The 23,185-nt window shown below is 47.5% G+C and carries 25 protein-coding genes and 1 tRNA gene; 9 read left to right on the top strand and 17 right to left on the bottom strand.

Annotated elements, in window-relative coordinates:
• A partial coding sequence (locus B5D26_RS13145; RefSeq protein ID WP_143833121.1) for a transposase occupies positions 1-285 on the top strand: 285 nt, incomplete at its 5' end.
• Positions 286-912: 627 nt separating this feature from the next.
• Here B5D26_RS13145 and B5D26_RS13150 read toward each other — a convergent pair.
• From B5D26_RS13150 to B5D26_RS13205, 12 genes are all read right to left on the bottom strand, one after another.
• The gene (locus tag B5D26_RS13150; RefSeq protein WP_078746229.1) at positions 913-1,911 is read right to left on the bottom strand and encodes a chemotaxis protein; all 999 of its coding nucleotides are present in this window, start codon (positions 1,909-1,911) and stop codon (positions 913-915) included.
• A 192-nt stretch (positions 1,912-2,103) separates the two neighbouring features.
• Positions 2,104-3,378: a dihydroorotase gene (locus B5D26_RS13155; protein WP_078746187.1), complete on the bottom strand. Its 1,275-nt coding sequence runs from the start codon at positions 3,376-3,378 to the stop codon at positions 2,104-2,106.
• Entirely contained in the window at positions 3,375-4,424 is a 1,050-nt protein-coding gene (locus B5D26_RS13160) for an aspartate carbamoyltransferase catalytic subunit (RefSeq protein ID WP_078746188.1), read from the bottom strand. The genes B5D26_RS13155 and B5D26_RS13160 overlap by 4 nt, the downstream gene beginning before the upstream one ends.
• An 81-nt stretch (positions 4,425-4,505) precedes the next feature.
• Positions 4,506-5,021, bottom strand: coding sequence for a bifunctional pyr operon transcriptional regulator/uracil phosphoribosyltransferase PyrR (gene pyrR, locus B5D26_RS13165; RefSeq protein ID WP_078746189.1), 516 nt, complete (start codon positions 5,019-5,021; stop codon positions 4,506-4,508).
• A gap of 34 nt (positions 5,022-5,055) precedes the next feature.
• Entirely contained in the window at positions 5,056-5,517 is a 462-nt protein-coding gene (gene ruvX, locus B5D26_RS13170) for a Holliday junction resolvase RuvX (RefSeq protein ID WP_078746190.1), read from the bottom strand.
• The gene (locus B5D26_RS13175) at positions 5,514-6,095 is read right to left on the bottom strand and encodes a YqgE/AlgH family protein (RefSeq protein WP_078746191.1); all 582 of its coding nucleotides are present in this window, start codon (positions 6,093-6,095) and stop codon (positions 5,514-5,516) included. Before B5D26_RS13175 ends, ruvX begins: the two co-directional genes overlap by 4 nt.
• A 34-nt stretch (positions 6,096-6,129) precedes the next feature.
• Positions 6,130-7,119 carry an energy transducer TonB gene (locus B5D26_RS13180; RefSeq protein ID WP_078746192.1) on the bottom strand — a complete coding sequence of 330 codons (990 nt, stop codon included), beginning with the start codon at positions 7,117-7,119 and terminating at the stop codon, positions 6,130-6,132.
• A gap of 19 nt (positions 7,120-7,138) precedes the next feature.
• Positions 7,139-8,092 (bottom strand): glutathione synthase, encoded by a 954-nt coding sequence (gshB, locus tag B5D26_RS13185; RefSeq protein WP_078746193.1) that lies wholly within the window; start codon positions 8,090-8,092, stop codon positions 7,139-7,141.
• A 106-nt stretch (positions 8,093-8,198) separates the two neighbouring features.
• Positions 8,199-8,924, bottom strand: a complete 726-nt coding sequence (locus B5D26_RS13190; protein WP_078746194.1) for a 16S rRNA (uracil(1498)-N(3))-methyltransferase — start codon at positions 8,922-8,924, stop codon at positions 8,199-8,201.
• 5 nt (positions 8,925-8,929) lie between these two features.
• Positions 8,930-9,379, bottom strand: coding sequence for a protein-export chaperone SecB (secB, locus tag B5D26_RS13195; RefSeq protein ID WP_078746195.1), 450 nt, complete (start codon positions 9,377-9,379; stop codon positions 8,930-8,932).
• A 98-nt stretch (positions 9,380-9,477) separates the two neighbouring features.
• Positions 9,478-9,732 (bottom strand): glutaredoxin 3, encoded by a 255-nt coding sequence (grxC, locus tag B5D26_RS13200; RefSeq protein ID WP_078746196.1) that lies wholly within the window; start codon positions 9,730-9,732, stop codon positions 9,478-9,480.
• Between the two features lie 59 nt (positions 9,733-9,791).
• Positions 9,792-10,211, bottom strand: coding sequence for a rhodanese-like domain-containing protein (locus tag B5D26_RS13205; protein WP_078746197.1), 420 nt, complete (start codon positions 10,209-10,211; stop codon positions 9,792-9,794).
• Between the two features lie 419 nt (positions 10,212-10,630).
• On the opposite strand from B5D26_RS13205, the gene gpmI reads away from it, so the two are divergent.
• The 8 genes from gpmI to B5D26_RS13245 all read left to right on the top strand — a co-directional run bounded on the left by gpmI (position 10,631) and on the right by B5D26_RS13245 (position 17,901).
• Positions 10,631-12,175 (top strand): 2,3-bisphosphoglycerate-independent phosphoglycerate mutase, encoded by a 1,545-nt coding sequence (gene gpmI, locus B5D26_RS13210; RefSeq protein ID WP_078746198.1) that lies wholly within the window; start codon positions 10,631-10,633, stop codon positions 12,173-12,175.
• Positions 12,176-12,322: 147 nt separating this feature from the next.
• Complete coding sequence (locus tag B5D26_RS13215) at positions 12,323-13,435, top strand: murein hydrolase activator EnvC family protein (RefSeq protein ID WP_078746199.1); 1,113 nt, start codon at positions 12,323-12,325, stop codon at positions 13,433-13,435.
• Positions 13,436-13,505: 70 nt separating this feature from the next.
• Positions 13,506-14,810 carry a S41 family peptidase gene (locus tag B5D26_RS13220; RefSeq protein ID WP_078746200.1) on the top strand — a complete coding sequence of 435 codons (1,305 nt, stop codon included), beginning with the start codon at positions 13,506-13,508 and terminating at the stop codon, positions 14,808-14,810.
• A gap of 5 nt (positions 14,811-14,815) precedes the next feature.
• Positions 14,816-16,153, top strand: a complete 1,338-nt coding sequence (locus tag B5D26_RS13225; RefSeq protein WP_078746201.1) for a divergent polysaccharide deacetylase family protein — start codon at positions 14,816-14,818, stop codon at positions 16,151-16,153.
• Positions 16,150-16,743, top strand: a complete 594-nt coding sequence (locus B5D26_RS13230; RefSeq protein ID WP_078746202.1) for a YjaG family protein — start codon at positions 16,150-16,152, stop codon at positions 16,741-16,743. The genes B5D26_RS13225 and B5D26_RS13230 overlap by 4 nt, the downstream gene beginning before the upstream one ends.
• Before the next feature lie 51 nt (positions 16,744-16,794).
• Complete coding sequence (locus B5D26_RS13235; RefSeq protein ID WP_078746203.1) at positions 16,795-17,157, top strand: translation initiation factor Sui1; 363 nt, start codon at positions 16,795-16,797, stop codon at positions 17,155-17,157.
• Positions 17,150-17,485, top strand: a complete 336-nt coding sequence (locus tag B5D26_RS13240) for a GIY-YIG nuclease family protein (RefSeq protein WP_078746204.1) — start codon at positions 17,150-17,152, stop codon at positions 17,483-17,485. Before B5D26_RS13235 ends, B5D26_RS13240 begins: the two co-directional genes overlap by 8 nt.
• 2 nt (positions 17,486-17,487) lie before the next feature.
• Positions 17,488-17,901: a group II truncated hemoglobin gene (locus B5D26_RS13245; RefSeq protein ID WP_078746205.1), complete on the top strand. Its 414-nt coding sequence runs from the start codon at positions 17,488-17,490 to the stop codon at positions 17,899-17,901.
• A gap of 93 nt (positions 17,902-17,994) precedes the next feature.
• On the opposite strand, the gene B5D26_RS13250 is transcribed toward B5D26_RS13245, so the two are convergent.
• The 5 genes from B5D26_RS13250 to B5D26_RS13270 all read right to left on the bottom strand — a co-directional run bounded on the left by B5D26_RS13250 (position 17,995) and on the right by B5D26_RS13270 (position 22,914).
• The gene (locus tag B5D26_RS13250) at positions 17,995-19,044 is read right to left on the bottom strand and encodes an LPP20 family lipoprotein (protein WP_078746206.1); all 1,050 of its coding nucleotides are present in this window, start codon (positions 19,042-19,044) and stop codon (positions 17,995-17,997) included.
• Between the two features lie 36 nt (positions 19,045-19,080).
• Positions 19,081-19,683, bottom strand: a complete 603-nt coding sequence (locus B5D26_RS13255; protein ID WP_078746207.1) for a penicillin-binding protein activator LpoB — start codon at positions 19,681-19,683, stop codon at positions 19,081-19,083.
• A gap of 35 nt (positions 19,684-19,718) precedes the next feature.
• The gene (locus B5D26_RS13260; protein ID WP_078746208.1) at positions 19,719-21,449 is read right to left on the bottom strand and encodes a COG3014 family protein; all 1,731 of its coding nucleotides are present in this window, start codon (positions 21,447-21,449) and stop codon (positions 19,719-19,721) included.
• 17 nt (positions 21,450-21,466) lie between these two features.
• Positions 21,467-22,432, bottom strand: coding sequence for an alpha/beta hydrolase (locus B5D26_RS13265; protein WP_078746209.1), 966 nt, complete (start codon positions 22,430-22,432; stop codon positions 21,467-21,469).
• 405 nt (positions 22,433-22,837) lie between these two features.
• Positions 22,838-22,914 (bottom strand) — tRNA-Arg (locus B5D26_RS13270).
• Positions 22,915-23,185 lie beyond the last annotated feature (271 nt).

A 23,185-nucleotide genomic window follows, 5' to 3' on the forward strand; every position in this document is an offset into this window, starting at 1 on the left:
TGGCGGAGTAAGTGGGAAAATCTCTCAGTTTACTTCAAATACCCAGAGCAAGTGCGAAGGGCGATTTATACAACGAATGCGGTTGAAGCGGTGCACCGTCAGTTCCGTAAACTGACCAAGACGAAAGGGGGCTTTGCTAATGAAAATGCATTGCTCAAGCTGCTATACGCGGGTATGTTGAAGGCATCAGAGAAGTGGACGCATCCGGTGCAAAACTGGAACCTGACATTGTCTCAGTTGAGCATCCACTTCGAAGGCCGAATAGACCAGCACGTCGATCTTTAAGAAATGGGTGACACAGAACTATGAACACCCTCGCATTTTCTGGTGAGACACCGTTTTCTATAAGCAGTCTTGTTAGAAAAGTCAGACGCATGTCATCGATTTCTATAAGTGCTTTGCGCGGTAAAGGGTCATTTTCTGCCCAAATCCGCATTTGCTTTTCCAATCGCTCGTTGTTGCCAAATGCGATATTCAATAACTCTTCCAGTGCGACTCGTTTTGAAGGTTCCTTGTCAATAGTCACAATGATGTTCTGTGATGCGGTCTCTTTCCATTTCTCAATAATCGCAGTATGGAAGTCACTTACTGCATTGAAATAGTTGTAGAAACTCCCTCTGGTTACGTGTCTTACCTTAGATAAGCTATCTGCTTTAAGTGCGGCAAAGCCATGATGGCGAAGGGTATCTAGACCAATTTCAATCCATTCTTCTATAGCATCCATGACTCAGCCCCATGAAATTTGGCTGGCTCAGCCGTAAACTTGAAAAGCACTTGGATGAAAGATAAAAAAGACCCCGCTATGAAGCTCCCCTAATAGCTGGATGCCCAATATTTTCACCAAGCGACAGTTGCTAATGAAAAAAAACGCCCGACTTGTGTCGGGCGTTTTTAATACAGCTCAGTACTCGCCTACAGCAAGAAACCATCCACCATATTCACCAACTTACCAATCTCTGGCTTGGTCATGGTGTCGTTTGCGCCTAACGAAAGGGCTTTCTGGCGGTTGTCGTCACTCATGATGGAGGAAAACATCAGTATAGGTGTGGTCTTATAGGCCGCGTCTGAGCGTAGGCGTTTCAGCAGGTGTAGGCCGTCCATGCGTGGCATCTCTACGTCGCTGATGATCATGCTGACAAGGTCGCTCACCGGAAGGTTTTCCTCTTTGGCGACCATGGCAAATTCGGTCAAAATTTCGTAAGCGTCGGCACCATCTTTGGCCGCAATCACGTTGTAACCCGCGGTACGTAGGGTGGTTTCAATCAGTTTACGAATAAAGGCAGAGTCATCCACCACTAATAGGGTGTTGGCTTGGCGTTTGGCGGTCATACGGTCGTCGATGATCACTTTACGATCTTCTTTGACGTTGTATTTTTCCATGCTCAGTTCTGGGTTGATGTCGGAGATGATTTTCTCAAAATCCAGAATCATGATCAGGCGCTTTTCGCGGCGCACTACGGCCACTACGCAGTCTTGCTCGCCACTTTCTAGGAACTGGCTTGGGGACTCAACCTCTTCCCAAGAGATGCGGTGAATACGACTGACACCATCGACTAAGAAGCCGTTAGACATGCGGTTGAAGTCGGTGACGATGACGTTTTTACGATCATGCTCACCTACACCGGGAATACCTAGCCAGCCCGCCAAATCTACCAGTGGAATTAGGCTATCGCGCAAAGAGAATACGCCCACTAGGTGCGGCTGCGGATTAGGGTAATCAGTGGTTTCAGGGAAACGAATTACTTCTCGAACTTTGGCAACGTTGATGCCGTAGTGTGAGATCTTCTCGCTGCCGTTGGGCAGTTGTTTACGCAGTTGAAACTCGATGATCTCCAGTTCGTTGGTGCCACTTTCCAGAAGAATGGCTTGTTTCCCTTGATCTGTTGTTGAAGCTTTAGTGGCGGTCTTCATAGTTCCCTCTTTAATTCTGTTGATCATACCGACGCTGAGAAAATCTGCACCATTCTGCGCTTTCATCCGCGTAGACGCAATTATATCCCTACAAAATCCAGTATTAAAAATGATGATCAGGCTGACTGCGCATTCAGTTACCCACACCCTGTTGTTTTTAAACAGGCTGTGGGTAAGTGTGTGGGGTGCTGCTTATCGCTCAAACACCACGCGACCATCTACCAAGGTAAACATGACTTGGCCCGATAGCGTTTCGCCTTTTTGTGGATAGTTTTCTCCAGCAGAAAATAGCTCGCCATGCTGAACTGTCCAAGTTTGATCGGTTTTGAACAAACAAATATCCGCTGCCTGCCCAATTGAGAGCGAACCAGAGTTTAGCCCTAGGGCTTTTGCTGGGCCTGTGCTGAGGCGCTCCACCAGTTGTGGCAGACTGATAATCTCTTGCTCGACCAAAGATAAGCCTTGAGCCAGTACGGTTTCCAGTGTGGCCATGCCCGGTTCTGCTGCTGCGAAGGGTGCCATTTTTGCGGCTTCTTCATGCGGCAGGTGCGCTGAGCTAATGGCGCTTAATACGCCATCACGCACGCCTTGACGTAGTGCTTCTCGGTCAGCCGCACTGCGTAGTGGCGGCTCTACAAAGAACTGGCTGTTGTAGCCGTCGATCTCTTTTTCGGTGTAAATCAGGTGGGCAATATCCACATCGGCGGTTACGGCCAAGCCACGCTTTTGAGCATTGGCGATCATTTCAACAGCACGGGCGGTTGAGAGCATGCCAAAGTGAACTTTAACGCCTGTGTTTTCAATGAGGTGCAATACACGGGATAGGCCAATGGCTTCTGCTGCCGCTGGAACGCTGGCTAAACCCAGTCGAGTCGCTAAAGCGCCTTCGTTAACACAGCCTTCGCCTTTTAACCATGAATCCTCAGGGTAGAACACGACGCGCAAATCAAAAGTTGAAGCATATTCAAAGCAGCGACGCAGCACCAAGGTGTTATCAATGGCGTTACGCATGTTGGTCACAGCCACACAGCCTGAATGCTGTAAGCCCGCCATGTTGCTCAGATGGGTGCCTTCTAACCCTTTGGTCATGGCGCCAATCGGACGTACTTTGGCTTGGCCTAGGGCTTCGGCTTTGTCCAAAATCTGCTGCACAACGGCAGAGGAATCAATGCAAGGGCTGGTATCAGGACGACAGCAAATGCTGGTATAGCCTCCAGCCAATGCAGCTTTGGTTTCTGAACGCAGGTTGCCTTTGTAGCTTGGCCCTGGCTCGCGCAGGTGTGCGCCGATGTCGATAAAGCCCGGTGCTACAACTAAGCCCTCTGCATGCAATGTGCGCTCAGGGGTAAAGCCTGCGGGGGCTTGACCTAAGGCCAGTACGCGCCCATCGGCAATATGAATATCTATCACTTCATCCAACTGTTGTGCAGGATCGATCAGGCGGCCACCACAAATGGTCAATTTCATGCTGAAGCCTCCTCGTTGTCGTCTTCTGATTGTTGGGCTGAGAGTTGTTGTTGCACTTTTTGCTGGGTTTGACCGCTGATCGCCATCGACATTACCGCCATACGAATGGCGATACCGTAGCTGACTTGGTTCAAGATTAAAGATTGAGGGCCATCGGCCACTGCTGATTCAATCTCAACGCCACGGTTGATAGGGCCTGGGTGCATGACGATGGCATCAGGACGGGCGTAGTTGAGTTTCTCTGTGGTTAGGCCATAAAGACGGTAAAACTCACCTTCGCTTGGCAGTAATGCACCATCCATGCGCTCTTTTTGTAGGCGCAGCATGATTACCACATCCACATCTTTTAAGCCATCTTCCATACGGGTATATAGCTTGGCACCCATTTCTGCAAAAGTTGCAGGCAATAAGGTTTTAGGGCCGATTAGGCGGACTTCTTGCGCCCCTAACATGTTCAGTGCTTGTACCTGTGAGCGAGCCACGCGGGAGTGCAGAATATCCCCGACAATGGCCACTTTCAGTTTTGAGAAGTCACCTTTGTGTTTGCGAATGGTGTACATGTCCAACATCGCTTGGGTCGGGTGAGCATGACGACCATCCCCTGCGTTAATGATGGCGACATTAGGGGTCACTTGGCTGGCGATAAAGTGTTGCGCGCCACTGTCGGCATGACGAATCACGAACATGTCGCTGCCCATCGCCTCTAGGTTCTGCAAGGTGTCTTTTAAGGTTTCACCTTTGGCGGTGGCAGACTTGCTGATGTCTAAGTTCAGTACATCGGCAGATAAGCGTTTTGCGGCCAATTCAAAGGTTGAGCGGGTACGGGTACTGTTCTCAAAAAACAGGTTTACGACGGTTTTGCCCCGTAATAAAGGGACTTTTTTAACCGATTGTTCGCCCATGTTGACAAAGGAATCAGCGGTATCAAGGATCTCTTCTAAGATCGCTTTATTCAGGCCGCCAATGGTCAGAAAATGGCGCAGTTTGCCATCTTCGGTCAGCTGCACAGTTCTAGGGTCTGTGCTTGAGTGGGTCACGGACGTCATCGGTTAGTTCTCACCAGCATATGTCGTTTAAAAAAAGGGTTCACAAGATCAGGTCATCAGAAGCCAACTGACTTTTGACGGTTATTTTGCGTCCTGCAACTCCAGCCGAAGTAGCTCTGGCCCGTTCAGTTTAATGCGCTCATTGGCCGCTAATGTCAGCTTCTGTCCGGTAATATCTGGCTGAATTGGCAACTCGCGTCCTGCTAGGTCAAGCAGAGTCACCAGCGTGATAGAATCTGGGCGACCATAATCAAATAGCTCATTCATGGCGGCACGAATGGTGCGACCACTCATGATCACATCATCCACCAAAATGATATTGCGGCCTTCAGTTGTAAAAGGCAGGTGCGAAGGCTGCACGCTAGGGTTTAAACCCACACGGGTGTAATCGTCACGGTAAAAAGAGATGTCTAAGCTCCCCAGCGCCTCTTCTACCGCAAGCAGCTGATGTAAACGCTCGGCCACCCAAACACCGCCAGAATGAATACCAACTATGGCGATGTTAGTTAACTGGCGCTCTGCGATCAGCGTTTGTAACCGCTCTGCGATCTGGGCAATGAGCTGTTCTGCATCGGGTAATCTGTTGTCTTGACTCATAATATAACCTTCACGTCCTTTTTGCGGGTTTGGCTTAAACCTCAGTGGGTTGTTCACGCTGTAGTTCAGCAAACCAAGCTTCTAATATCAATTGCGCGGCAATGCCATCAACGGGTGTTTTTTTGTAGCTGCCTTTATGGCCTAGTTCTTTGGCGATCTGCTTGGCTTGCTTGGTCGTGCCGCGCTCATCCATGCCAAACCAAGGTTTACCATACTGGCCATATAGTCGATTACCAAACTTGCGCGCCCGTCGACTCATCTCGCTTTCAGTGCCATCCATATTGAGGGGCAGGCCGACAACAAAAGCATCAGGTTGCCACTCTTTCAGCAGCTTTTCTAACTGTTCTTTATTGGGGATACCATCACGGGCTTGTAAAGGGGGCAACGAGTTGGCGGTGCCCAACAACTCTTGTCCCACGGCAACCCCAATGCGGGTGGTGCCAAAATCAAAGGCCAAAATGGTACGGGGTTTGGCAGGTGATTTTGTTTGGCTCATGCGTGGCCTGCTTGGCTGGTTAAGAGGGTAAGATCAATACCCAGCAAACCCGCAGCGGCATGAAGTTGTTCGGTAATAGGAGTGTCAAACAGCACGGGCAATGTTGCGGAGCAGGTTAACCAAGTGTTGTCTTGTAACTCTTTTTCTAGCTGCCCAGCGTCCCAACCGGCACAACCTAAAGCAATTAAGAACTGCTCTGGCCCTTGGCGGTTGGCAATAGCTTCTAAAATATCTACAGATGTGGTCAATGCCACTTCAGGTGTCACTTGCAAGCTAGAGTCCCAACTGGCGGCACCCGTATGAATAATAAAGCCACGCTCATGATGTACTGGCCCACCTTCTAATATCTGCGGCACCAACATTTCAGCTTCGGCTAAGCCACTGTTGGGGTTAGGCAGTTCAAGCTGGGCAAATAGCTCTGCTACTGGCAATTGGCTAAGTGGTTTGTTGATCACAATACCTAGAGCGCCTTCGCTGTTGTGCTCGCAGATATAAGTGACGGTGCCTGAAAAATTGGGGTCTTCCAGATGGGGCATCGCAATTAGAAAATGATTACGGAAACTTTGAAAGTGACTCATTGATAAACCTTAGTAATATTCAGTGCTGCTCAAATTAGCCCGCTTCACCAAATAGATTGCCATCGCCGAATTGCCAAGTTCGGATGATTTCCAAAATGTCGGTACGCTCTTTTATAGAACGCGGAAAAGCCGCGAATGGGGCGGCTAGTTTTACAATGTTGATTGCAGACTGGTCAAGCAGTTCAAACCCCGAGGATTTTAGCAGCTGAATCTCTTTGATGCTGCCATCGGCATGCAAGGCCACCAACATACGCAAGCGGCCTGAAAGCTTTTCTGCTCGAACACGTTCAGGATAGTTCAGGTTACCCACACGTTCGATCTGCTCTTGCCATTGGCGCAGGTAAGCCGCGTCATCATAGGCTTTGGCACTCACGGTTGACAGTGTGCGTACTTTTGGCCGTTTGGCATATTGTTCTGCAAGGGCTTGTTGCTCTGCTTCTAGGCGAGCGATCTCTAAACTACGTGCCAATAGGGCTTGAGCATCTATTTGTGGCAAAGCCTCTGTAGGCTCTGCTGCTGGTGTTTGTTGATCTGTAGGCTTAGGTGTGGCTTGGGGTTTGGGCTCTACTTTCGCTACTTTCGGGCTGTCTTGCTTTGCACGGTCTGTTTGAACTTCAGTCTTGTGTTCAGCCTTAGTAGGTTCCGGCTTAACAGCAACCGCTTTAACAGAAGTAGGTTGTGTCGGCTTAGCAGGCTCTGGTTTAGAGGCTACTTGTGCCGCAGGCGGTGAAGATTGTTGCTGCAATTGTTGAGGTTCTAAATCTTGCACTCCCACACCGCTGGCCGCTTGGTTGTGTTCTGCAATGTGCTGCACAGGCTCGTCAACGGTTTGTGCTTTAACTTTAACTAGCGTGACCCGCAGTGTGCTGTTGGTCTCGGTTTTAACTTTGGGCTGCGGCAGTTGAATATCCAGCGCAGCCCAAACCAAAAAGTGAATCACAACCGCCATTAATAGGGTAAAGGCCAAACGGTCAAGGGCATGCACTTGACTGTCAGGGTGGCTAATGGGCGGTAGTGTATTCACTGTATATCGCGCCTATAACTTAGCGTTCTGCCAATTTTTTGGCGATCACGTCAATCAACTGGCCTGCGATGTCTAAACCAAATTGATCGTTTAGCTCACGCACACAGGTTGGGCTGGTAACGTTTAGTTCTGTTAGGTAATCACCAATCACATCAAGGCCAACAAAGAGTAAACCTTTGGCTTTGACCACAGGGGCGACTTGCTCACAGATCCAGTAATCACGGTCGGTCAACGGACGACCAACACCTGAGCCGCCAGCGGCCAAGTTGCCCCGTACTTCGCCCTGAGCCGGAATGCGCGCCAAGCCGTAAGGAATCGGTACACCGTCGACCATCAAAATACGGGTATCGCCTTTCACAATTTCAGGCAGGTATTTTTGCGCCATAATCTGGCGCTGCCCCATCTCGGTTAAGTCTTCTAAAATCGCGCCAATATTGAGGCCATCTTCTTTCACACGGAAGATGCCAGTGCCGCCCATACCATCCAGCGGTTTAAAGATCACATCTTGATGTTCCACATGAAACGCTCGCAGCACATCGGCGCGACGGCTGACCACTGTAGGCGGGCAACACTGTGGAAATTGCTGCGCAAATAGCTTCTCGTTGCAGTCACGTAGACTCTGCGGGCGGTTCACCACCAGCACGCCTTCACGCTCGGCTTGCTCTAACAGGAAGGTGGCGTTTAAAAATTCGGTGTCAAAAGGTGGGTCTTTACGCATCAGCACTACATCAAGTTCAGCCATGCTGATGGCGCTTTCATCACCCAGCTCAAACCAGCGCTGATCATCACGGAATACTTTGAGCGGTTTAACCATCGCCATTGCTTTACCTTGACGCAGGAATAGATCTTCCTGCTGCATGTAAAACAGCTCCCAGCCCTGATCCTGCGCCGCCCATAACATGGCTAACGTGGTATCTTTTTTGTAGTTAATGCCCTGAATCGGGTCCATCACTACGCCTAGTTTGATACTCATGTTTGTACTCCTATTGACGGAAAGGATTGAGGTTCAGGGGATATGGGGGCGAAGCGCTGATCCTCAACGCTTCATACACATATTGAGTTGCGCAATACTGAAGGGGTCAAAAGTCGCCCCAGCAGTAATTCAACACACTTAAGGCCACCACGGGCGCAGTTTCAGTGCGTAGTACCCTAGGTCCAAGGGCTAGTGCTTTAAACTGATGCTGCTCTGCCTGAGTAATCTCGCTGGCGGATAAGCCGCCTTCAGGGCCAATCAACAATGCAACAGTTTCTGGTTGGGCATAACCTTCTAGACGCTGTTCGGTGCGATGGTGCAGTACCAGTTTTAAATCGGCCTCAGTTTGCGCCAACCAGTCTTGCAAACTAATAGCAGGATGAATCACTGGCACTGTATTGCGTTGACACTGTTCACAGGCACTTATGGCGATTTGCTGCCAGTGCTGCTGCTTCTTCTCGGCACGTTCGCCCTTTAAGCGCACGTCGCCATGTTCACTGTAAACGGGGGTGATCTCTGTGACGCCAAGCTCGGTGGCCTTTTGCACGGCATAATCCATGCGATCACCTTTGGAGATCGATTGCGCCAGATGTACTTTGAGCGGAGACTCACGGGAATCAGGAAAAAACTCTAACAACTGAACCGTAACAGAACGTTTGCTGGCTTGGGTGATTTGAGCTGAAAAGTAGCCGCCTTCTCCATTAAATAGAATCAGCGGCTCTTCGGCTTTCATTCGTAACACCAAACCCACATGGCGAGCAGCAGCTTCGTCTAGTTCAAGACTTTGCCCTGCTGCCATTGCTTGACGGCTATAGATACGAGGTGCGGCCATTGTGCTTATGCGTGACCTACTTCTTCTGATTGACGCTGCATCGCTTCGGCATACAGCGCATCAAAGTTAACAGGGGCAAGCATCAGAGCAGGGAAGCTGCCGCGAGTCACTAAACTGTCAATCGCTTCACGGGCGTATGGGAACAGTACGTTTGGGCAGAAGGCGCCTAGTGTGTGGTGCAGTTGCGCATCTTCCAAACCTTTAATGAAGAATAAACCCGCTTGCTGCACTTCAACCAAAAAGGCGGTTTTTTCTTCATTTGTTACTGTAACAGTTAAAGAAACAACCACTTCGTACAGGTCTTCAGCCACTTGCTGGCTGTTAGAGTTCAGGTCTAAGTTAACCTTTGGCGCCCAATCTTGACGAAAAGTGTCTGGTGCATTTGGTGATTCAAAAGACAGATCTTTTACATAAATACGCTGTAGGGCAAATTGTGGCTGTTGTGCTTCGCTCATGGAATTTCCTTTTATTTAACAATATCATGCCTCTCAGGCATAACTTCTTATTTTAACTGATTAGCTGGCCTGGCTTGCTGATCAAGCCAAGGCAAGTATCAACCTGCTAACAAACTGTCTAAGCGCCCTGCTGATTCAAGGGCGAACAGATCATCACAACCACCCACATGCGTGTCGCCTACCCAGATTTGCGGCACAGTGCGACGACCACTTTGCTGAATCATCTCGGCTAAACGCGTAGGTTCTTTTTCAACATCAATTTCTTGAAAAGCCACTTTTTTGGCTTGCAGCAAGCTCTTTGCGCGAACACAAAATGGGCACCAAGATTTGCTGTAAATTGTTACTTGTTGCATAAGACACCTTCATGTTTAAACGAATTAAACTTTGCAAGACCGTAGTGGTTGCTTAGTGATTACTTGGTGACAACAGGAAGTTTTTCGCCTTGCCACTGGCTCATACCGCCGCGCATTACGCGGGCATTCTCAAAGCCTGCCTGTTGCAACTGAGTTACCGCAGAAGAGGCTGTTTGTCCCATTTTACAAACCACAATAACAGGCTTGGTTTTGTATTTGTTTAGCTCGCCTATACGCTCTTTCAAGCTGGCAAAGCTGATATTCTGTGCGCCAGCAATATGACCTTTACGGAACTCATTGCGGTCACGGATATCGACAAACACGCCGTCTTCACGGTTCACCAATAAGGTTGCCTCTTGGCAGCTTACGGCTTTATTACCTGTGTTGAACTCATACGCCAACCACATCACCAGCAAACCCACAAAAGCGGTTACTAGCATCCAATTATTGGTCGAAAACTCAATTAACTGTTCTAACATGCTTCCTCGTCACCTTAATTTCAATACAAGGCCATCATCAAATTGCATTTTGGCAACTTACAACGGCAACTTTATATCGTTTTTATATCGTTCAGGTTTGATAGTGGCAAAATTAACCCTATCAACCGCTATTGGACTATATGAGCGTCCAATTCTGGTATTTTTTCGGCCAGTTAGTATACACAACCTGACCTGTTTTTTACTGCCGTTTTTTAGCTCAGTTTTAGGGTTGGTTTCAACCTGCTAATAGGCAGCGCATTAGACTATTTTAGCCTTTGGTTCACCACTTATTCACTGCAAAGGGTTTGGGCGCATCCTTTAATCTGCGGTATGATTGCCAATTCCGTATTGCCTGAAGCGATCTGGCAACCGAATTATTCGGCCTAATTAACCTAATTTAATTGTGACTCCAAACAGCCATGTCAAAACGAACTCCTACAGCTCTGATCATTCTTGATGGTTTCGGTTACAACGAAGCCACCGAAAACAATGCCATTGCCAACGCTAAGACACCAGTTTGGGATCAGCTTTGGCAACAATATCCGCATGCTCTGATTGAAACATCAGGCATGGCTGTAGGTTTGCCTGAAGGACAAATGGGTAACTCTGAAGTAGGTCACATGAACTTGGGTGCGGGTCGTACCGTATACCAAGACTTTACTCGTATTACCAAAGCAATTGCCGATGGCGATTTCTTTGACAATGCCGCGCTCTGTACGGCTATCGATAAAGCCGTTGCCAACAAAAAAGCCGTTCACATTATGGGCTTGCTGTCGCCAGGTGGTGTACACAGTCATGAAGACCATATCTTAGCGCTATGCCAAATGGCAGCAGACCGTGGCGCAAAACGCGTATATGTACATGGTTTCTTAGATGGCCGTGATATGCCGCCACGTAGCGCTGAAGACTCTATTGTGAAAACAGATGTGCTGCTGAAAAAGCTAGGCGTGGGCTTTGTGGCGTCTTTAATTGGTCGCTACTATGCCATGGATCGTGACAATCGTTGGGAGCGTGTTGAAGCCGCTTACAACCTGCTCACACAAGCCAAAGCGCAGCATATTTGTGCCGATGCTGTCACCGCACTGCACGCCGCTTATAACCGTGATGAAAACGATGAGTTTGTGGCGGCTAGCAGTATTCGTCCTGAAGGTGAGGCGATCAGCGTTGAAAATGGCGACAGTTTGATCTTTATGAATTTCCGCGCCGATCGCGCCCGTGAAATCACTCGCTGTTTTGTAGAGCCAGAGTTTGACGGTTTCAAACGTAGCATTACACCCAAGCTGGCAGACTTTGTCATGCTGACTGAATACGCAGCCGATATTAAAACCAGCACGGCATTCCCTCCTGCCAGCTTGGTAAACACACTGGGCGAGTATATGGCGAAGTTGGGCAAAACACAGTTACGCATTGCAGAGACTGAAAAATATGCCCACGTCACCTTCTTCTTCAGTGGCGGTAAAGAGACGCTGTACGAAGGGGAAAGCCGTGAGCTGATCCCTTCACCACAGGTTGCAACTTATGACTTACAACCTGAGATGAATGCGCCAGAGGTGACCGATAAGCTAGTCGCAGCAATTAAAAGCGGTGATTACGACCTGATTGTTTGCAACTATGCCAATGGCGATATGGTAGGCCACACGGGTAAATATGACGCCGCTGTAAAAGCAGTTGAAGCATTAGACCTATGCTTAGGTCGCGTTACCGAAGCGCTTTTAGAAGTAGGTGGCGAGTGCTTAATCACCGCCGATCATGGTAATGCAGAGCAGATGATCAACCCTGTATCAGGTGAGGTGCAAACTGCACACACTACCTTCCCAGTACCTTTAGTTTATGTGCATCAACGTCAACAACAGGCTGAATTAAGTGCAGGTCGCCTTTGCGATATTGCGCCTACCCTGTTAAAAATGATGCAGCTGCCTCAGCCTGAAGAGATGACAGGGCAGCCATTGGTCAGTTTTGGCTGATCTACTTACCGCTTTAATTTACGGTCAAGGGCGACAAGGTTTTACTTTGTCGCCAATGGAATTTGAGTCATTGATGATCGAAGTTTAACTGTGCTGTTACTCAAACACTCTCTAATCTGTAGCGTTCTTATTGTTGGCTTAAGTTTAATGCCCAGCGAATTTGCGCGTGCGGAAGAAAATAAAAAAGTCTCCGCCCAACAATTACGTGAGCTGAATGGGCGAATCAAAACCCTTGAGCAATCGCTGAATCAGGTGAAAGGCGCTAAGGCTGAAACTCAGAAAAAACTGCAAGAGTCTGAAATCAGCATCGCTAAGATTGCCAAAGACGTGCATCAGAATATCGAGTCCAGCAACAAGCTTAAAAAACAGCTACAAAGTTTAAGAGTGGAACGGGTTGAGCTGAATCAGAAACAAGCCCAGCAAAAAGACTATCTCGAAAAACAGATTCGTGCCGCTTACGCCATGGGGCGACAGGAATACCTCAAAGTATTACTTAACCAACAGCAGCCAGATCAAGTATCGCGGGTGTTGCGCTATTACGATTACATCAATCGTCAGCGCAGCCGACATATTGATGAGTACATTGCAATATCCAAAGACAAAGCCCGAGTTGAAAAAGAGATCACCCAAAAAGACTTTGCCCTTGGCGAACTACGCAGCAAACTTGAAGAGCGCAGCAACAAGCTGGAAAAAGAGCAAAAAAATCGTGAACAGCTGCTTGCCAGTTTAGACAGCGAAATCAAAGATAAAAACAGCGAATTGAATACTCTTAATCAAGATCGCACACGTTTAGAAAAGCTGTTAAAAGAGATCGAACAGGCGATTGTGAATATTCCAGTACCTAAAGACAGCCAACCTTTTAAGTCAATGAAAGGTAAGCTGCCTTGGCCAATAAAAGGGCTGGTGGCTCATGGTTACGGTAGTGAGCGTATTCCCGGCAAGCTGAAACGCTATGGCATGGAAATTCGAGCAAAAGAGGGTCTGCCAATTAAGGCGGTTCACTCGGGGCGCGTAGTGTTTGCAGACTGGCTACGGGGTTATGGGGTGCTGATGATCATCGACCACGGCAACGGTTATATGAGTTTATACGGCCATAACCAAGCGCTACTGAAAGAACAGGGTGACTGGGTGCATGCAGGCGAAAGCATTGCCACTGTCGGTCGAAGCGGCGGTCAAAGCCGTAGCAGTTTATATTTTGAAATTCGTCAACAAGGCCAAACTCAAGATCCAATTAAATGGCTTGGTCGTCGACGGGGTTAATACTATTTCTGATCAGAGCGTTTTTTTCTCCGCTTTGGTCAACAGGCCAGTGATGGCTCAAGGAGAGCATATGCGTTTGTTCAAACATCCGTTGGCCGGAACTATCGCCCAACTTTGTTTACCCTTGGCTCTAACGGGCTTTTTACAAAACCCTGCTTGGGCTGAGTCTAACGCCAATGAAGCTGAAGCCATTGACTTGCCTTTAGAAGAACTGCGTAACTTTGGTGAAGTGTTTGAACGTATCAAGCGCGCCTACGTACATGATGTTGATGATAAAACTCTGCTACAAAATGCCATTCGCGGCATGCTATCTGGCCTAGATCCACATTCAGCCTACCTTGATAGTGAAGACTTTTCTGAACTCCAAGAAAGTACTCAAGGGGAGTTTGGTGGCCTAGGTTTAGAGGTTGGCACCGAAAACGGCTTTATCAAAATTATCACGCCTATTGATGATACGCCTGCCGCCCGTGCTGGGCTGCGCCCCCATGACCTGATTATCAAGTTAGATGACACCCCCGTTAAAGGTTTGCCGCTTAATAAAGCCATCGACATGATGCGCGGAAAGCCTAACACCAACCTACGTATGACCATTGTGCGTGAGGGCGTTGATGGGCCGTTTGAAGTGACTTTAGTACGCGACCTTATTCGTGTGACCAGCGTAAAGCACAAATCGCTAGAACCTAACTTTGGCTACATCCGTATCACACAGTTCCAAGTCCATACGGGCGAAGAAGTGGTTAAGGCACTGACAAAACTGCATCAAGATAGCCCGAATAAAAAGCTTAAAGGCTTAGTGCTAGATCTACGTAACAACCCTGGCGGGGTATTACAAGCCGCAGCAGATGTAGCAAACGCCTTTATCAGCGAAGGGTTAATTGTTTATACCGAGGGTCGACTGAATAACGCAGAGATGCGCTTCACCGCCACTGAGGAAAATCCAGCTCAAGGCGTGCCTGTTGTAATTTTGATTAATGAAGGTACTGCATCTGCGTCTGAAATTGTTTCAGGAGCCTTACAAGATCATCGTCGTGCGGTCATCATGGGCACACAAAGCTTTGGTAAAGGCTCGGTACAAACCGTATTACCACTGGCTAATGACCGTGGTTTAAAACTCACCACCGCTTTATATTACACGCCATCCGGTCGTTCAATTCAGGCTCAAGGTATTACCCCTGACATTGAAGTAAAACCTGCGCGTCTGACACCTATTGAAGCTAAACTGCAAATCAAAGAGGCCGATTTAGACGGTCACCTTGAAAGCGGACAAACGCCAGAATCTGATAGCAAAAGTACAACAGAGTCGTTAGCCAATACCGACTATCAATTATTTGAAGCCTTAAGCTTGCTTAAAGGCATGGCCATTTTACAAAAATAAAGCTAATGAAAATAAAAGCTTACTTCTCAGCAATCTGTCTATGCTTGGCTTTATTTAGCGAGCATAGCGCAGTAGCTGATTCTGCCATTAAAGCCACACCTGAGGTGCCGCCTTTTAATCCTGCGCCCTCTATCGCTCCGCCCAGTACAGTAGCTAAGGTCATGCCTAGCATCACGCTTATTATTGATGATATAGGCTATAACCTTCGTAACGGACAACGCGCTATAAACCTGCCCGGAGCGGTCACCTTCGCAATTTTACCCCATACGCCCTACAGCAAGCGCCTTGCCAAAGAAGCTCACGCACAAGGTAAAACCGTCATGCTGCATGCGCCTATGAGTAATCTATTGAACCGACAACCGGGACCAGGTGCACTAACCCCTAGTATGAACAAAGAGGAGTTTACCACTGAGCTAAAACGCTCATTGGCGGCCATCCCCTTTGTACAAGGCTTAAACAATCACATGGGTAGCGAACTCACTCAGGATGCTGAAAAAATGCAGTGGTTAATGCAAATTGCCACAGAACAGCAGCTATTCTTTGTCGACAGCCGCACAACAGCAGCATCAGTAGCCGCAGATATTGCTCGGCAAAACCAAGTGCCGCACCTAAGCCGAGACATTTTTCTTGATCACATTCGCACACCTGAGGCGGTGAACGCTTCCTTCGATTTGTTGATCAAAAAAGCGCAACAACATGGTCATATTGTAGGTATTGGCCACCCCCATAGCGTCACGCTAGATATGCTAGAAACACGCTTACCTCAGCTAAGAAAGTTGGGTATCAAGCTGATTTCAGTACCTAATCGCCTGATTGCAGAGGGGCAGCACTATCCAAACCAACAACAAAAGTCCGCTGAAGATTCAGACGTATTAGTAGCACAACTTCCCTTACAGCCTGCGCAAGGTAGTCAGCCAATGGCGCTGCAACCGCCTGTAAAACGCATTGAACCAGAGGGAGGCAGCCAAGCTATCGAACTACAGCCTATTGTGCGTAGCATTAACCCTGCAATAAATAGCCAGCTACGGGATCTACAAGCGATTGTGCATGAGATTGTGGTCAGTAAAAATGCACGTCACTCAGAGGCCAATGAGCGTACGCTTTATCAGCCTGAGCGCATTAAAAGCTTACCTGAGAGACTCGAAGAGAAAACATCAACACCCGATTGGGTTCCTAGCTTAGGCCAAGACAAGCCTCAAGAGCGCCCCGAACGGCTAGCGCCAAGTTCAAAGCATCAGGACCAATCATTACTAGAGCAGCCTGTTCAAGACCCTAAATGGTTAGACGTAGCACCCGTTCAAGGCTGGCTGCTTCCTAAAAACTCTACAGCCGAGACACCATGAGTAATTTTTTCCAACAACTGAAAGAACTCGCCCCTTGGCAACAAACCGCTTACGCGGCAGCAATGGCCGAAAGAATGTTGCCTAACTATAGCTTATTCTGCCAAGCCACTGGTCAGGGCGATGCGGCGCAGATGAAAAACAGCTTAATGCTGATCTGGGAATTGCTATCGAGCAAAGAGAGCAAAATCAACTTTGAAGTACAGATAGAAAAAATTGCACAGCTGATCCCTGATGCCAACGAATTCGATATGTATGGCGTTTATCCCGCCATTGATGCGGCAATGGCGGTGCATACAGCAATGGAACTGGCGATGGGCACCTTGTCAGAAGAGGTGACAAGAGTAAGCCGCTTAATGCGCCAAACCATTATAGGCTTTATTGAAGCGACCGAAACATTGCCTGACGATGAGAAAAAGCGTCGTAGTTATTTAAATGACCATGAATTGATGCAGTTTGACCGTGACTTCCAAGACGAAGTACTGACGCAAATTATCGCCATGAAGCAACCAAATAAAGAAGCCTTAAAAGCACTGCGCTTAATGGCGGCTAACGACGGCATCAGCTGTTTAGGCTTAAGCGCAGCGGAATAACCCTGCGAGCAATTAACGACCACCAACGTAGTCAAATAATATGGAGCTGTCATGTCATTTGAAAAGCTAAGAGGTTTGGTTTATTCAACCGAAACAGGGCGGCTCTGCCCTGATTGCGAGCAGCCGATTGATGCTTGTACCTGCAAACAAGCAGATGACTGTATCCCAGCAGGTGACGGCATTGTACGAGTTAGCCGAGAAACCAAAGGGCGAAAAGGTAAAGGGGTCACCCTGATAACAGGCGTACCTGTCACCCCCAGCGAGTTAAAAGATCTTGCTAAAGCATTAAAAGCCCGCTGTGGGACAGGGGGAGCGGTAAAAGATCATGTGATTGAGATTCAAGGTGATCAACGTGATTTGCTGGTCACCCTGCTCTCTGAAAAAGGGTTTAAGGTGAAAAAAGCGGGTGGCTGATTGGTTTCTCTACGTGATTGAAACCGATGGCGGCCGTTTATACACCGGTATCAGCACAGATGTTGAACGGCGTTTAGCCGAACACCAAGCAGGTAAAAAGGGCGCACGCTTTTTACGTGGCCGAAAGCATATCGTACTGAAACATCAGCAGCCGTTTATTAATCGTAGCCTAGCCTCAAAGGCAGAGTACGCTTTTAAACAATTAAGGCGTGAAGAAAAACTCTACTGGTTGGCTCAAGGTTCAATACCGTTCAACCCAGCAACAGGCAAAATTGAACCAGCAGTAGCCAATACTGAAAATAGCGGCTTAACCGTGCAACAGGATTAACTATGAGTGAAGAAAACAGTTTTCGACCTTACGGCACTGAAGATGCCTCTTTCCAAGCCGCTGGCGGTGAAGAGGGTATTCGAAAGCTAGTTGATGCTTTCTATCAAGCGATGGACAGCCTACCAGAAGCCAAACGCATTCGAGAGATGCACGATCCAGATTTAACCGTATCGGCTGATAAACTTACTCGTTTCCTATGTGGTTGGTTAGGTGGACCAAAACTATTCCGTGAAAAATATGGCCCTATTTCAATTCCGCAAGCCCATGCCCATTTAGATATTGGCATTGCTGAACGTGATGCATGGATGCGCTGCATGGAAGAGGCGCTGAAAACACAGCCCTATGCAGAAGACTTCAAGGCCTATTTGATGAAGCAACTGCTATTCCCAGCAGAGCGTTGTCGGACAAGAGATTGAACAAAGTAAGCTAGGAAAAGTTTATAAAAGCCTGTGCAATAAAAACGCCCCTAAAGGGGCATTTTTATTGTGACCGGACATTATTAATCAGACCTAATAAAAAAACGCATTCACAATCTCTTTTGCCAATGTTAAGCCCAGCTGCTGCACTGCTTGCTGTTGTGCACGGTCAGGTAAGCTGGACACTCCTTTGCTCTCTCGTTCGAAAGCTCGCAAGGTATGGTTCTGATTGTCTTTGATTTGTACTGCTGAACGTGCGAAAACGTAGAACGTTCGGTTTTTATCGGTACGGCTGAGGCTTAAGGTATAGCTTAAACGCAGATCCGTATCACTGTTTGCTGCGGGTACTAGCTGCACACCTAGCTTTGTCAGTTCTTCTGCAAGAGAAGCCTCTAAGGCCCGTGCGCCAAGATCACCCGCTGTTAAGCTGATCTGCAATGATGAGATTAAGCGACTGATCTCTCTACGTAGTTGACGTACCTCTTCATCTGCCAGACGATTAAATGCGCCAGACTCTGCTACAAAGCTAAGCTGCTGTACCAGCTTATCTCGTTTGGCGAACAACGCCATCATGGGCAGGGCTTCACGTACGCGCTCTAGACGAGAGCCTGTTTGAGGCAGTCTCAATTCAGACAGCTCTAGATCTAAACTGGAGAGTTGCTCAGAGAGCTGTGCTACGGCCGCTCGACGGTTCAAACGCGCCAGCACATATAGAGTACCCGTTTCGGGATGCTGCCAACTGGTTTGCCAACCAATACCGGGCAAGCTGATATCAGGAATACGGCTGCGCACTTTGTCGTTTACCACTTCGACAAAGCCCGTATTACGACCATCTGTCATCTCTAAGCGACTTTGTGAACTAAAGTCACTACTCACCGTCACTTGTAGCTGTTTAATCAGATCGGCACGGGCGCGCTCACGGGCTAATTCAAGTTGGTCTGAGTCACTGGTACTTTTGTCAGCGCTACCTAAACCAAAAAGGTAGCCTTTCTGTTCTGGTAGCACATCAACCCATTCTGGGGGTGTCACTATGGGTTTTGGCTCGGTTCCTGAACAGCCTGCTATCAAGCTGACCAACATTAAAGCCAGTGCCAAGCTTCTGACAGATGTACTCAAGCGCTTAATGTATCCGTGCTGTTTCACCCACACACTCCCTCAGTTATAGATCTCAATATTATTCTAACGGGTCATCAGTTTTTTGATTTTCTTCTGACCATTCCAAACTTCACGGTTAGAGGTCATGTTGATCAGCTTGAGGTCTACTTGGTAGCTCTTCACACGGGTATCATCTAACTGATCAACAAAGGCATTAATGGTGCCAGATAGGGCAAAGTTGGCACCGCTTTCTTGACCCATAGCCGCTTGGGTGCCTGTGGCTGCATTCAACTCTTGATCTTTACGCTCTTCGCGCAGTTGATTACGCTCGTCACCACTGACCACAAAATCAACATTGCCTGAACGAATCAGCTCGCGCTTAATGTCGTTGATAAAGGTTTCCGTTGGAATATGTTCGTCAGTTTTATTACGTATCAACTGGATAATTACCGTAGGGCGGCGATCATCATCGCTGTCCATTTTGAAACGGCTGATCCAAGGGAAAGTCAGCATATCCTGCATCATCTCTTGGGCAACCAAACGCGAATCCTCATCATTCCAACGGTCGGTCAGTGCAATCTCTTGATTGGCATCCACACGCTGTACCGTAGGTTTACTGCTACAACCTGCTAATGCAATGGCACCACCTATTAGCAGTGCTGCACTCAGTTTCATGATCGGCTGCATATTCAAGCTCCTTTGATTGGAATTCTATTTTAAAACTACTGTTTTTTAGTGGGTGGCGCAGGGACAAATGTACGTAAGTTCAAGATTTTTAGCTCACCTGCCGCCAATGTAACGGTTTCTGTTTGTTGAACTGTTTGGCCATTTTGGCTTTCGCTACTCAAAACCAGCCGATGGGTGCCCGCAGGTAACTGCAAACGCTGAATACGAATATGGTGTGGCAACAATAACCAACTACGGGTGTCCGCATTAGTGGTACTGGCCGTGATTAATTTACTGCCTAAAATACCCAAGCCTCCCAAATTTTTTAAGGCTTTCATCGTCAGCATATTACGTAGCGTTTCCCGTGCCATTGCGTTATTTAGGTCATTCTGAGCATCAATAACTTGCTGTAATAAGCCGAGCATAGCCACTGAATCTGCTTTTATCATGGGGTAGCTTTTCTGCTGCGCAGTGGTTTTATCCGTAGTGGTTGTGGATAAATTTAACCCAACCGTTTTCATCGGCTCATAAGGTATCGGGTAGTAAGGCACGGCAACACGTACACCACCATTGCCCAAAATCTGATCCAGCCCAGTTTCTTCTACCAGCGACCATACAGGTTCCAGCGTGGTAGCATGGCTATTAAACAGCAAGCCTTCTGAATTCAAAATTGAACCGTCAGAAAAATCTCTCACTAAGTTATAAATGCCTTTATCGGCATATAAAATATAGAACCAAGCAGCTTGCTCACGCTGCTCTTGTCGAGAGCCGATAGGCACTGGGCGTACCACAATTTGCCGACTGCGCTCATTAATCATTAAGTGCATATTCAACACTTTACGCTGGGGCGATAAATCAACATGTTGCACCACCAGTAACTCCGCCTGATCTTTTTGATAAAGCTGTTCAAGCTCGCCCTCTTTTAGCAATGCTTTTGTTTTAACCAATTGAGGCCAGCGATCTTGATATCCCCCTGCCTTTTGCATCACCCGCACAGTGTCGCGCCATGCTTGCCGAGTCATCTCCGGATCAAGTTTATACTGCTGGGCATAACCCTTTTCATATAACTCAGCGGCCCGCTGATAGCTGATACGGGCGTTATCCAACTCACCATATTGTTCATACATCGCCCCCATCATGTAATGGGCAAAGGCTTGATCCCTAAATACTAGATCCGCAGGGTCGTAAAGCTCACCATTTAACTCACGAAAGATTTTACCAAACTGTGTAAACAGCTTTTCTTGGCCATTCTTAGCATCATCATAATCACCTGTTTTTAAGACGTTTGAATCTAATAGCAGCTGAATACGTCGATTTTCAACACGGGCACCATCCAATAGCTTCGCTTGATCTATTGCGTTATCACTCTGCTGAGCCAACATCAAATAGTTAAGCATTTTGGTGTAATGCAAAAAGCTACGTTCGTATAACTGGCCTTTATAAGCCGCATTACCGGGGTGAGTCATCGCTGTTGCCAGCCAATCTTTAAGCTCGGTTTGATATTGTGAATCAGCAATAAAATAAGCCTGCTCTAGAAGGGTATTACTGTCCTGATAACGGCCATCAAGATGAGCGATCATGCCGCGCTCTAAATAGTAAAGCAGTTGATCTTTGCCAATGGGGGATAAACTTTGTTGAGCAATCTCATCAGCAACAGCATAGTTGCCTGCTCGTGCATCATCGAGAACTGTTTGTACTGTTTCGCCATAAGTGGTGCAGCCCGCTAAGGCAAACAATAGTGCCGCTAGAACAAAGTACTTAATTTGAGAAGAAACCGATGCTAACAACAATGAGATCCTTTTCTTTATGTCGACTCGGCAAAGCGCTGCAAAAACAACTGTAGCTTGCGCTGCCATTGGGTACGAATCATAACCGATTCATTCACCAGATGATGTCTTGCTTCAGGAAAAAATTCGACAGTGGCATCAGGAAACTTTTCTTTAAGTAATGCCGTGTTATAACGCCAGTCTACAGTGTGATCACCCTCTCCTTGTAGAATTAAAACAGGGGTTGAAATAGGGTCTGCCTGCTCAATTTCAGGAATCCAAAGTTTGAGCGCATTCACCCAGTTCACCATTAAGTACCGCGCCTGTAGTGGGTCAGAGGGCAAAAACTGCAAGAAATTCTCATTATGGCTATTACAAGAGAATTTGCGCTTTAAGCGGGTTAGAAAAGGCGATAATAAATGATAGCTCAGCAAAGCACGCTGCCAATGCAGGGGTTTTACCAAGGGCGCAAGTAACACACTACAAGCGATAGGCACCTGCTCTGCAAATCCGCTACGCAACCACCAGTCAATCACCACCGCCCCGCCCGTACTTTGGCCGATTAAATGTAGCGGCTTAGGCACCTTAGCCTCTGTTTGCTGAACCACCTGCCAAAGCGCCTGAGTGTAATCATCAAAACTGATAATGGATGCTCTAGCGCCAGAAGACAAACCATGCCCCGGTAAGTCAAAAGCAATCACGGCATAGCCCGCCTCTAGTAGCGTGCTCATCAAATGACCATACAAACCAACATGGTCATAATAGCCATGACAAAGATAGAAGCTACCTTTTAAAAAATCCTGTTTGGGACGCCAATACTGATATACCACCTCATACTGACCAGAGCGCAAACAAGAAAGCTCATAATCAGCCAAAGCCAACAGCCTGCTTAAACCATAAAAGTTTAAATAACTGTGCTGCTTTTGCAGCAATTGCTTAGATAACCCCTGATGATTGAGTAACTGCTGTCGTAATGCGGCGCTTAAAAAGGGATCAACCAACATAAAATGCTCCTAGCGAGTGGTAAAACCAGCTTATGGCTATCATAGCTTAGGAAGCACTCTATTAGGGTGGTTTGACTAGATAAATTGTAATGAACTGGGCTGTTAAGCGGCAGTATATTGCGGATTATTGCAATCCGTGCTGGGAAATTATTGATGAGTTGCTTTTCATTGGCGGTTGCTTAAGTACGTATATTTCAGATTGGGGCTTACTTGGTTCCTATTTAGTATGAGGCCTTCGCATAAATCATGAAAGAGACAATACCGAACTACGCTTTGCATCATCCATCAGATCCGTAACACTGGCCAATGGGGTACGCATATTGCGAGGGACTGAAAATAAACGCTTGATAGAAAGTATTGGTAGAATGGGTAAACGCTGGGATGGTTGTCTTATGGGGGAGAAAATGGCCCGCTCGGCGCGATTCGAACGCGCGACCACCGCCTTCGGAGGGCGGTACTCTATCCAGCTGAGCTACGAGCGGGCAACAGAGACGGCATTCTATGGGGTTATTCGACTCTTGTCTAGTGAAGCTCATGGACTTAGTTCTGCTACATCTACGAAGCTATCTTCAAGTCTTTTTTATTTTTTATACTGCAATGCCGATACTTTAGAATGTTCTATTGATTAACCCCCTGCATGTATCAAAGGGTTTGTTATACCATAATTCACTCTATACTGATGTCAGCATTAGTTGATTCTTGGCTGATACTCGGTCTTGCTTACACAGTGATGTGGTGAGTTTGGGTATACTC

Origin of the sequence: Oceanospirillum multiglobuliferum (assembly GCF_900167095.1) — a bacterium.
GTDB classification, from domain to species: domain Bacteria; phylum Pseudomonadota; class Gammaproteobacteria; order Pseudomonadales; family Halomonadaceae; genus Oceanospirillum; species Oceanospirillum multiglobuliferum.